Source organism: Spirosoma fluviale (assembly GCF_900230225.1).
In the GTDB taxonomy this organism is placed as follows: domain Bacteria; phylum Bacteroidota; class Bacteroidia; order Cytophagales; family Spirosomataceae; genus Spirosoma; species Spirosoma fluviale.
The window spans coordinates 289,208-300,705 of sequence record NZ_OCNH01000002.1; the positions used below are offsets into that span (position 1 = coordinate 289,208).

At 51.1% G+C, this 11,498-nt stretch carries 8 protein-coding genes; 4 read left to right on the forward strand and 4 right to left on the reverse strand.

The window, feature by feature from the left end; all coding sequences use genetic code 11:
- Positions 1–17 precede the first annotated feature (17 nt).
- Positions 18–524, reverse strand: coding sequence for a DUF8785 domain-containing protein (locus tag CRO74_RS12080; protein WP_097126318.1), 507 nt, complete (start codon positions 522–524; stop codon positions 18–20).
- Positions 525–786: 262 nt separating this feature from the next.
- Here CRO74_RS12080 and eno point away from each other — a divergent pair, with 262 nt between their 5' ends.
- The 4 genes from eno to gpmI all read left to right on the forward strand — a co-directional run bounded on the left by eno (position 787) and on the right by gpmI (position 4,710).
- On the forward strand, positions 787–2,067 hold the full coding sequence (eno, locus tag CRO74_RS12085; protein WP_097126319.1) for a phosphopyruvate hydratase: 1,281 nt from the start codon (positions 787–789) through the stop codon (positions 2,065–2,067).
- A gap of 109 nt (positions 2,068–2,176) precedes the next feature.
- Positions 2,177–2,488: an FtsB family cell division protein gene (locus CRO74_RS12090; protein ID WP_097126320.1), complete on the forward strand. Its 312-nt coding sequence runs from the start codon at positions 2,177–2,179 to the stop codon at positions 2,486–2,488.
- A 77-nt stretch (positions 2,489–2,565) separates the two neighbouring features.
- A complete protein-coding gene (locus CRO74_RS12095) occupies positions 2,566–3,072 on the forward strand; it encodes a low molecular weight protein-tyrosine-phosphatase (protein WP_097127081.1) in 507 nt (168 codons plus the stop codon).
- A 60-nt stretch (positions 3,073–3,132) separates the two neighbouring features.
- Positions 3,133–4,710, forward strand: coding sequence for a 2,3-bisphosphoglycerate-independent phosphoglycerate mutase (gene gpmI, locus CRO74_RS12100; RefSeq protein WP_097126321.1), 1,578 nt, complete (start codon positions 3,133–3,135; stop codon positions 4,708–4,710).
- Positions 4,711–4,789: 79 nt separating this feature from the next.
- On the opposite strand, the gene odhB is transcribed toward gpmI, so the two are convergent.
- The 3 genes from odhB to CRO74_RS12115 form a co-directional block, all read right to left on the reverse strand.
- Entirely contained in the window at positions 4,790–6,427 is a 1,638-nt protein-coding gene (gene odhB / locus CRO74_RS12105) for a 2-oxoglutarate dehydrogenase complex dihydrolipoyllysine-residue succinyltransferase (protein WP_097126322.1), read from the reverse strand.
- Between the two features lie 98 nt (positions 6,428–6,525).
- Positions 6,526–9,324 carry a 2-oxoglutarate dehydrogenase E1 component gene (locus tag CRO74_RS12110; RefSeq protein ID WP_097126323.1) on the reverse strand — a complete coding sequence of 933 codons (2,799 nt, stop codon included), beginning with the start codon at positions 9,322–9,324 and terminating at the stop codon, positions 6,526–6,528.
- 280 nt (positions 9,325–9,604) lie between these two features.
- Positions 9,605–11,233, reverse strand: a complete 1,629-nt coding sequence (locus CRO74_RS12115; RefSeq protein WP_097126324.1) for a SulP family inorganic anion transporter — start codon at positions 11,231–11,233, stop codon at positions 9,605–9,607.
- Positions 11,234–11,498 lie beyond the last annotated feature (265 nt).

An 11,498-nucleotide genomic window follows, 5' to 3' on the forward strand; every position in this document is an offset into this window, starting at 1 on the left:
TATGGTAGTCAGTGTCTTTACCGTAGGGTGTCTGCCATAACGGGTGGCTGGGCCGTTGCCGGCTGCTGATTCTGCGGCTGTGCCGGCTGGGGCTGAGCCGTCTGTGGCTGGCCTTGCTGATAGCCCGGATAAGCAGAGCCATCACCGTATGGACGCGCCGGTGGACCAACGATTTCTACGTCAGTAATGTAGTATTTCGTTTCGCCATTCCAGGGGAATTTCAGGATCTTCTCTTCGTAATGCAGCGTTACCCGCTGTCCCGTTTTGACGGCCTGGGTAACCTCAGCGGCTACCGCATCATCTTTTACCGAGAAATCAAAATACTGGGGAGTTAAGGAGCCCGTTTCGCCCGAGAAGCCGCCTACGTTCAACACGCCTTCATAGGTTTTAAACAGAAAACCCCGACGACTGAACTTAGAAACCGTTCCGGCACGTTCGCCATCACTATAACTCCAGCCGGTGAGCGCATAAAGCACACCGAAAATGACTAATAAGAACAATAGAAAATATAATAGACCTCGCATGGGTATGGTTTGTTTAGTGGCGAATGATCAGCTCACAAATAGACAACATTTTCTGGTAACTTCTGTTTCAGGACTCTATTGACCATGAATTATTGATTAAGTAACACAGCAATCGCTATCCTTTTTCTAAAGTTTTGCCCTGTATTTCGTTACTTTGTGGCTGGTTAGTCAACCAGCCTAATAGCTTGGTAGTCAAACCCGATAAACCGGTACGCCGGAACGATAGAAAATTTTCGTTGTTAACACCTCTTATTATTTTGCAATGAGTACCATCCAAAGCATTCATGCCCGGCAGATCCTGGATTCACGTGGTAACCCGACTGTCGAAGTGGACGTCCGTACCGAAAACGGTTTTCTGGGACGGGCTGCCGTACCATCGGGCGCATCGACCGGCACACACGAAGCTGTCGAACTTCGCGACGACGATTCTAAAGTATATGTGGGGAAAGGCGTTCTGAAAGCCGTTTCAAACGTCAACGAACTGATTTATCCTGAACTGGTCGGCATTTCGGTCTTTGAACAAAGCATGATTGATAAAATTATGCTTGAGCTGGACGGTACTCCCAACAAAGGCCGTTTAGGCGCCAATGCCATTCTGGGCGTGTCGCTGGCCGCTTCCAAAGCCGCTGCACAGGAAGCCAACCTCCCGCTTTATCGCTACATTGGTGGCGTAAATGCCAACACGCTGCCCGTACCCATGATGAACATCCTGAACGGAGGTTCGCATGCCGACAATTCAATTGACTTCCAGGAGTTTATGGTTATGCCCGCCAACGCGGCTACTTTCTCCGAAGCACTGCGTATGGGTACCGAAATCTTCCATACCCTGAAAGGTGTATTGAAGAAAATGGGCCTGGCTACCAACGTAGGTGACGAAGGCGGATTTGCCCCAAACATCAAGTCGAACGAAGAAGCTATCCAAACCATCATGCAGGCAATCGAGAAAGCTGGCTACCGGCCGGGCGAAGATGTCTGGATTGCGATGGATGCCGCTACATCGGAGTTCTACGACGCTGAAACAGGCATGTATCACTTCAAAAAATCGACCGGCGACAAACTGACGTCTTCAGAAATGGCGGGCTTCTGGAAAGACTGGGCTACCAAATACCCAATTCTCTCCATCGAAGATGGTATGGCCGAAGACGACTGGGCGGGCTGGAAAGCCCATACCGATGCGCTGAAAGGTACGGACGTACAATTGGTTGGCGACGACCTGTTCGTAACGAACGTAACTCGTTTACAGGAAGGTATCGATAAAGGTATTGCCAACGCCATTCTGGTGAAAGTAAACCAGATCGGCTCGCTCACCGAAACGATCGATACTGTTAACCTGGCGAAACGGAATTCGTACAAAAACATCATGTCGCACCGTTCGGGCGAAACCGAAGATGCTACCATCGCCGACCTGGCTGTGGCGCTCAACACGGGTCAGATCAAAACGGGTTCGGCCTCGCGTTCTGACCGGATGGCGAAATACAACCAGTTGCTTCGTATCGAAGAGGAGTTGGGCGAAACCGCTTATTTCCCGGGACTCAAGTTTTAGCAGAGGGCATGAGGTAGAGGGTTCGGGGCAAAGGTTAAATTATCCCTTGCCCCGAGCTCTCTGCCCCAAACCCTCTGCCCCAAACCCTCTGCCCCAAACCCTTTGCCTCATGCTCAATCGTCTTCTCCGCTTCGTTCGCAATTTTTACGTCGCTACCGGCCTGGGGTTGTTGGTGTGGATGACTTTTTTCGACGCGAACGACTTGCAAACACAGATTCGCAACTGGTGGCAACTTCAAAAGCTCGACGGTGATGCCGCTTATTATCAGGATAAAATCAAAGCCGTACAAACCGAACGGCGGGAGGTGCTCGGCAATGACCGTCTCCGCGAGAAGTTTGCCCGCGAAAAATACCTGATGAAAAAGCCGGGCGAAGATGTATTCGTCATTGTCGACGAACAGAATGAACAGTTGGAAAAATAGCATAGGGCTTGGGGCGCGGGGCAAAGGATTAACGATTGCTCCATGCCCTTCACCCCATGCTCCATGCCCTTAGCCCTATGCTAAACGTTCTCTTCGTTTGTTACGGCAACATCTGCCGGTCGCCGGTGGCGGAGGGGGTGTTTCGGATGCTGGTTGCCGAGGCCGGGCTGGCTGAACAGATTCAGACCGATTCGGCCGGAACCGCTTCGTTTCATATTGGTCAGTTACCCGACCGCCGTACCCGCGAAAACGCCCTCGAACACGGCCTGACGCTCACCCACCGCGCCCGACGGCTGATTGGCGAAGATCTGGCCTTATTCGATTACTTCGTGGCCATGGATGAAATGAACCTGGAAGCCATCGAAAAGCTGAATTACCGGAGCACAGGCCTTCATACGGCCGATACCATTTTCTTACTCCGCGAGTTCGACCCGGACGTAAACGACCAGCCGAATGTGCCAGACCCCTATTACGAAGGGCCGGAGGTATTTGAAGAGGTCTACCAGATTACCCTCCGATGCTGTCGTCAGCTACTTACATACCTTATCAATGAGCGAATGAGTGAATTAAAAATGAGTGAATAAGCACCCTGGCTCTTTCGTTCATTCTTAATTCACTCATTCGCTCATTCACTAATTGAACTTATGGACAAAAAAGTAATTCTCATCATTCTCGACGGTTGGGGTATTCCGCTAAAACCCGAAGTATCGGCTATTGAAGCCGCCAATACGCCGTTTATGAAGTCGCTTTACCCAATCTATCCTCATAGTACGCTGGAAGCATCCGGATTAGCGGTTGGGCTTCCCCCCGGTCAGATGGGCAACTCCGAAGTGGGGCACATGAATCTGGGCGCGGGCCGGGTCGTTTATCAGGATCTGGTAAAAGTCAATAAAGCCGTTGAAGAACATACGCTCGATACCGAGCCCGTGCTGGTCAATGCGCTGAACTATGCCAAAACCAACGGTAAAAAAGTACATTTCATCGGTCTGGTGTCCGATGGGGGCGTTCATGCCCATATCGAACATGTAAAAGGGTTACTTTCCATTGCGCAGAGCCACGGTCTGACCGACGTATTTGTTCATGCCTTTACCGATGGCCGCGATACCGATCCGAAAGGTGGCATTGGTTATCTGACCGATTTACAGGCGCATATGGCCGTATCGACCGGACAGATTGCAACGGTCATTGGACGCTATTACGCCATGGACCGCGACAATCGCTGGGAGCGGGTAAAGATCGCTTACGACGGTATGGTGAAAGGTGAGGGCACAAAAGTGGCCGCTAATGACATCGCAGCATCGTTGCAGGCGTCGTACGATGCGGGCGTGACGGATGAGTTTATCAAGCCGCTTATTGTGTCTAATGCCGATGGCTCGCCGGTGGCTTTGATTCAAGATGGCGATGTGGTGCTGTGCTTCAACTTCCGCACCGACCGGGGCCGCGAAATCACACAGGCCTTGACGCAGAAGGATTTTCCGGAACAGGACATGAAAAAACTGTCGCTGGAATACATTACGATGACGAATTACGACAGCGAGTTCGAGAACGTAAGCGTCATTTTCGATAAAGACAACCTGCAAAACACAATCGGTGAAGTCATTGCCGGAGCTGGTCGGAAGCAGATTCGTATTGCCGAAACCGAGAAGTACCCGCACGTTACGTTCTTCTTCTCCGGTGGTCGCGAAGAGCCGTTTGCCGGAGAGAAACGTTTGCTGTGCCCTTCGCCGAAAGAAATGGTGGTGCGCGATGCAAACGGCGTAGAAACAACGATTCCGGTGAAGACGTACGATCAAAAGCCGGAAATGGCCGCTTACGATATTCGTGACGCCATTATTCCCGAGTTGGAAAGCGAAGAGCCGGACTTCATCTGCCTGAACTTCGCTAATACCGACATGGTAGGCCACACGGGCGTATTTGAAGCGGTGAAAATCGCTGCCGAAACTGCCGATGCCTGTGCCCAGGCCGTAACCGAAGCGGCTCTTGCCCACGGCTATACGACAATCATCATCGCTGACCACGGTAATGCCGAGTTCATGACAAATGATGACGGCACACCCAATACAGCTCACACAACGAACCTGGTGCCGTGTATTCTGATCGACAAAGACTACCACCCGTCGCTAAAGAATGGCAAACTAGCCGATATTGCCCCGACAATTCTGGAACTAATGGGCATCCCGCAACCCGCCGAAATGGGTGGTGTGAGCTTGATTTCAAAGTAGTACCGACCGGGATGGTCGGTACTACAAAAAAGGCCGCTCCGAATGTCGGGGCGGCCTTTTTTGTAAGAAACCTTATTGATTACATATCGAATAAAATCCGGGTTGGGTCTTCCAGAATTTGTTTTACACGAACCAGGAAGCTAACCGATTCTTTACCGTCGATGATCCGGTGGTCGTACGAAAGGGCTACGTACATGATCGGCCGGATAACAATCTCACCGTTGACGACTACGGCACGCTCAACGATGTTGTGCATACCCAGAATAGCCGACTGTGGTGCGTTGATAATGGGTGTCGACAGCATCGACCCGAACGTGCCACCATTAGTAATGGTGAACGTACCACCGGTCATTTGCTCGATGGTCAGTTTGTTTTCACGCGCCAGACCCGCCAAACGAACGACTTCTTTCTCGATTTGAGCGAAACTCAACTGATCGGCATTCCGGATAACGGGAACAACCAGACCCCGATCTGACGAAACCGCGATTGAAATATCACAGAAATCGTTGAATACCATCTGATCACCGTCGATCTGGGCGTTTACTGCCGGGAAATCCTTCAGGGCGATACAAACGGCTTTGGTGAAGAACGACATGAAGCCAAGACCCACGCCGTTTTTCTCCTTGAATTTATCTTTGAATTTATTCCGCAGATCCATGATCGGCTTCATGTCCACCTCGTTGAAGGTAGTCAGCATAGCCGTTTCATTCTTGACAGCCACTAACCGGCGGGCAATTGTCCGACGGAGGGAAGTCATTTTTTCGCGACGCTGGTTACGGCTACCCGGTACACTTGGAGCCGCCGGAGCGGGTGCCGGAGCCGCTGGTTTAGCCGCTGCTGGCTGAGGAGCGGGTGCTGGAGTTGGTGCCGGAGCGGGTGATGCTTTCATGGCATCGTCTTTTGTAATACGTCCGCCAACGCCGGTACCCTGAACCTGTTGAGCGTTAACGCCTTTCTCGTCCAGAATTTTAGCAGCTGCGGGCGATGGATAATTCGCGGCATAGCTGGTGCCATTCTGACCGTTACCCGATGTGTCGGCAGCGGGGGCACTAGCAGCAGGTTGTGGCGCAGGGGCAGCGGCCGGAGCAGCAGACGCACCTACTTCTATTTTGGCGATCAACGCACCAATGGGCAGCGTTTCTCCAGCTTGAGCAACGATGCGGAGTATACCGGCCGCTTCGGCGGGGAGTTCAAACGTTGCCTTGTCTGATTCGAGTTCGCACAGAACTTCATCAAGGGCCACCTGATCACCGTCTTTTTTGCTCCAGGAGGCAATGGTCACTTCCGTAACGGATTCGCCCACGGCCGGAACTTTCATTTCGATGACGCTCGCTGCAGCCGCCGGAGTGGCTACGGCCGCTTGTGCCGGTTCCGCTACCGATTGCATAGCCGGAGCAGGCTGGGGGGCGGGTGCTGATGGCGCTGGAGCTGGAGTTTCAGCTTTTGCGGGCTCCGCAGCGGGTGCGGGTGCCGGAGCACTGCCATCACCGTCAATGGTACAAATGCTGGCTCCAATGGGCAATACATCGCCTTCCTGCGCCAGAATATGCAGAACACCGTCGGCTTCGGCAGTGAGTTCAAACGTGGCCTTGTCGGAGTCGAGTCCGCAAAGTACATCGTCCATTTTTACGTGGTCACCTTCTTTTTTGTACCAGGTACCAACAGTTACTTCGGTAATGGATTCCCCCACGGGTGGGATTTTCATGTCAACGGCCATATACTTAGTTGTAAGTGAGCAAGTTGTACGTGCTAAGTTTATAAGGGTTATGCGATAGCAATACTTACAAACTTAGCACGTACAACTTACAACTGTTTTTATTCAAACGCTCTTCGAACAATGTCGGCTTGTTCCTGAGAATGTATTTTTGGGTAACCTGTGGCGGGTGAAGCCGACGCTTTCCGCGAAATGACCGGGTAGGTCAACCCAATGCGTAACAGGTACGTCCAGTAGCCCATGTTTTCCGGCTCTTCCTGTACCCAGAAGATCTCGGCTTTCTTGTATTTCTCCAATACCGCGTTCAACTGGGTTTTGGAAAGGGGAGCTAACTGTTCAATGCGTACAATGGCTACATCATCACGCTGATCGGCCTGTTGTTTGTCGAGCAGGTCATAATAGACTTTACCGGTGCAAAGCAGCACACGCTTCACCTTTTTCGCCTGTGCGTAACTATCGTCGATGATTTCCTGGAAGGCTCCTTTGGTAAGGTCTTCCAATGGAGAAACGCATTTCGGATGGCGCAGCAACGACTTGGGCGACATGATCACCAGCGGCTTCCGGAACGTCCAGGCCAACTGCCGACGCATAGCATGGAACAGGTTGGCCGGGGTGGTAATGTTAGCCACCACCATGTTGTATTCGGCGTAGAGTTGCAGGTAACGCTCAGGACGGGCATTGGAGTGCTCCGGTCCCTGGCCTTCGTAGCCGTGAGGAAGCAGCATCGTTACCCCGTTTTGAATACCCCATTTCGACTCGCCAGCAGCAATAAACTGGTCGATGATAAGCTGGGCACCGTTCGAGAAATCACCGAACTGCGCTTCCCAGATCACCAGCGCGTGGGGGTTCGCCATGGCATAGCCATATTCAAAGCCCAGTACGCCGTACTCCGACAGCAACGAGTTGAATATCTGAAATTTCTGCTGATCCTCCTTAATGTAATCAAGCGACGAGTACGACGCATTTGTCTCGGAATCGTGCAGCACGGCATGACGGTGCGAGAACGTACCCCGCTGAACATCCTGGCCGCTTAAACGAACAGGTCGGCCATCGAGCAGCAACGAACCATACGCCAGCAACTCGGCTGTTCCCCAGTTCACCGTTTTGGTATCGGTGAGCATGGTTTGCCGGTCTTTCAGCAATTTGTCGATTTGCTTCAGCGGCTTGAATCCTTCCGGCAGTTTCACCAGTGCTTTACCGATGGTCTCCAGCGTTTCGACCGGTACACCCGTTTCGGGCGATTTTTCAAAGTCCGATGGTTCGCTGAAACGAAGTTCAGCCCAGTCGAGGTCCAGACGGAGTGGTTTGTAGGGAATTTCGGCTTTTTGCTTCACACGGTCGAGCCGGTCCTGCAATTGCTTCTTGAATTCCGTATCCATGCGTTGCGCCAGTTCGGCGTCTACATCGCCCCGCTTGATGAGCAGTTCCTTATAGATTTCGCGTGGGTTCTGGTGTTTTTCGATGATGTTGTACATCGTCGGCTGCGTGAACTTCGGTTCATCGGCTTCGTTGTGACCGTAGCGACGGTAGCAAACCATGTCGATGAACACATCCCGGTTGAACTTCTCCCGGAATTCTACCGCCAGTTTGGCGCAGAAAATAACCGCTTCAGGATCGTCGCCGTTGACGTGGAATATAGGCGCGTCGATGATTTTGGCAACGTCTGAGCAATAGATCGACGAGCGCGCATCTTCAAAATCGGTGGTGAAACCAATCTGGTTGTTAATCACAAAGTGAACGGTACCGCCGGTTGTGTAGCCCGCCAGTTTCGCCATTTGTGTCACTTCGTATACAATACCCTGACCGGCAACGGCTGCATCGCCGTGGATCAGGATTGGCATGATCTTCGTGAAATTACCCTGGTATTCTTCATCGGCCTGCGCCCGCACAAAGCCTTCCACAACGGGGTTGACCGCTTCAAGGTGCGATGGGTTAGGAGCCAGCTTCACGCTGATTTGCTTGCCCGATTTGGTTTCGGTGAGGCTGGAGTAGCCCAGGTGGTATTTTACGTCACCGTCTCCGTGTACCTGCTCGGGTACGTTGCCTTCAAAGCCGTCGAAGATCGACTCGTACGACTTGCCCAGAATATTAGCAAGTACGTTGAGTCGTCCGCGGTGCGCCATACCAATCATCACTTCTTCAACGCCCATGTCGGCTGCCTGGCTGATGATGGTGTCGAGTGCAGGAATGGTTACTTCACCGCCTTCCAGCGAAAAACGCTTCTGACCGAGGTATTTTGTGGCAAGGAAGTTTTCGAAAACGGTAGCTTCGTTCAGTTTTTCGAGAATACGCTTTTTCTCATCCAGTGTGGGCATGAAAACGAGCGCTTCTTTCTCGATTTTGTTCCGAAGCCAGTTTTTGACATCCAGTTCACGGATGTACATGTACTCAAAGCCGATCTCACCCGCATAAATCTTCCGCAGCGAATCCATGATAACCCGCAACGTGGCTGGTCCGATTCCGAGCAGTTTGCCTGATTCGAAAACGGTGTCCAAATCGGCTTCGGACAGCGCGTAATCGGGCAGATCAACGCGGGGTTGCCGGTCTTTGCGCTCTCTGAGCGGATTGGTTTTCGCCAGCAGGTGACCACGTGACCGGTATGCCTTAATTAAACTGGCAACCGAGACTTCCTTTTCGGCGTGGGAGGCATCTACTGGTTTGGCGGTGGTTTGTCCGTTGCCGGATGAGCCGTTTAGCGCGGCACCGTTGCTTTTGCCAGGCTCGCCCTGACTGCCGGTGCCGTTTCCATTGGCTTTTTCACCATAGGTGAGTGAAAACTCGAACCCTTTAAAAAATTGCTGCCAGCTTTCGTCAACTGTCTGTGGGTCTTGTTTATAAGACTGATAAAGTTGATCTACGTAAGCCGCGTCGGAATTGGCGATATATGAGTACTGATCCATGACGGGGGCGCGTCGTTGTTTTGACCCGCAAAGGTAGCGTATCAGCTACAGAGTTAGCCAAAATTTGTTGATTTTATCCTACTGACTGCTGATTGGCGTCCGTTTGCGTGAACAACGACCTGAAAAGTTAAAATTTTTGCAAAAATAAGTCCTGAAAAGAGAACTATAAATGAAACTATATAGTGCGTTATAGGTTCGCCACAATAGTAAGAAAACTATTTCTCATGTAAACAAAAAGCCATCCCCGAGGAGATGGCTTTACGTAATGAACAACAAACGATTAGACAGCCATTCTCTTCCGACGGGCCGCCAGCGGGTGAGCTGACATGGGTTGGTGCTCATCGAGGTTAATAACGTGAAACTCGCCACCAGCCAATTGGAAATCGCGCTCGTAATTGTGCAGATTTTCCATAACGGTATGGTCTACGTAACGGGCGTGGTGCAAGTCGACCGTTACATGCTGACCAGCTCCCTGCGGGATGGTGTCCAGTTGTTTTTTGATCGACAGGTAGTTCGTAAAGACAGCCGCACCGGTAATAGTAAGGGTGTGTTCATTGCCAATCGAGATGAGCTTTTGTTCAGGTCTGAACAGGTATTTGACCGGTAAGCCAAGTGCAAGCTGGATAATGAATTCGGCAGCAATCCCCACGGCGATACCAATCAGCAAGTCCGTTGCCAGGGTAGCAATGATGGTCACGACAAAGACAATCAGCTGCTCTGGTCCAATGTGGTACATGTGGCGAAACTCTTTGGGAGCGGCTAACCGGAAGCCAACGGCAATCAGGATAGCGGCCAGCGCGGCTACCGGAACCAGTTTGATGAGCGGAACAAGGGCTACTACAAAAAGCAGCAGAAATCCGCCCTGGAAGAAGTTAGCCCAGCGGGTTTTGCCGCCGTTTGTCAGGTTGGCGGACGAACGGGCCACTTCCGAAATCATGGGCAGACCACCCAGTGCTGCCGATACCATGTTGCCAATGCCAACCGCCGTTAAATCTTTACTCAGATTCGATTTACGCTTGTAGGGGTCAAGCAGATCAATGGCTTTTCCCGTTAATAACGACTCCAGCGAGCCAATTAGGGTAAACATAGCCAGGTATTTCAGGGCGATGGGCAGTAAATCGCCCGACCAGGCGCCGAAATTTGCATTGTATGACAGCTTAAACTCGCCGGGGTTCACCAGCGGCTTAATATCGCTGTATAGTTTTGTGTCAGACAGGTGGAAGTATAAGCCCATGGCTACGGCTACAACGAGTACAACCAGCGCGGGGGGAATTTTCTTGATGGCTTTGCTTTTAATGTTCGGCCAGCTGAACAGAATAATCAGGCTCACGATACCAATGAGCGCCACGTGCCACTCCATGTGAGAAAGGCTGTGAGGTACCATCGCAATCAGTTCTAAGGGTTCTTTGCCTTTTAATTCAGAAGGAGCGATACCAACGGCCAGGTGAATCTGCTTTGACATGATGATAATCCCGATAGCCGCCAGCATTCCGTGTACCGCTGATAAGGGAAAAAAGTCGGCCAGTTTGGCTACTTTCAGCACGCCCATAACCACTTGCAGCACGCCGGCTACTATAATAACACCCAGAGCCAGCTTCCAGCCCAGGTCAAGATCACCCCTGCCCAGTTCGTCAACGCACCCGGCTACAATCACAATTAATCCAGCCGCCGGACCTTTTATGGTTGGCTCCGAGCCCGCAAAAAATGCAACGATCAACCCACCGACAATGGCTGTTAACACGCCCATGATTGGCGGAAAATTACTAGCCGACGCTATACCAAGGCTGAGTGGCAAAGCAATCAGTGAAACCAGAAACCCTGATAATAGATCGGACTGCCAATTTTCTTTCAACCCGGCAAGGCCTTTCGCCGGAACAACGTGGATAATAGGTTTAACTTGTGCTTCCATTTAGGTTATCAGTTGCGTTCTTGGCTTAAGACTGGACAAGATTCAGCAACTGATATTAACCTGCTATTAAGTACAGATTAAAAAATAATTAATATGTATAAAATCGGTACAAATGCATGATTTTATTCTTAGAAATCGCATTTTGTGAAATATTATTCGTATTATGATGTTTTTAGTCTAAGTCTATAGGTTGTGTAATTTTCTTGCGTATAGTCATTAAATCGCTTTTTCATTAATTTTTGCTTAAAGGATTTTAAGCTGATTT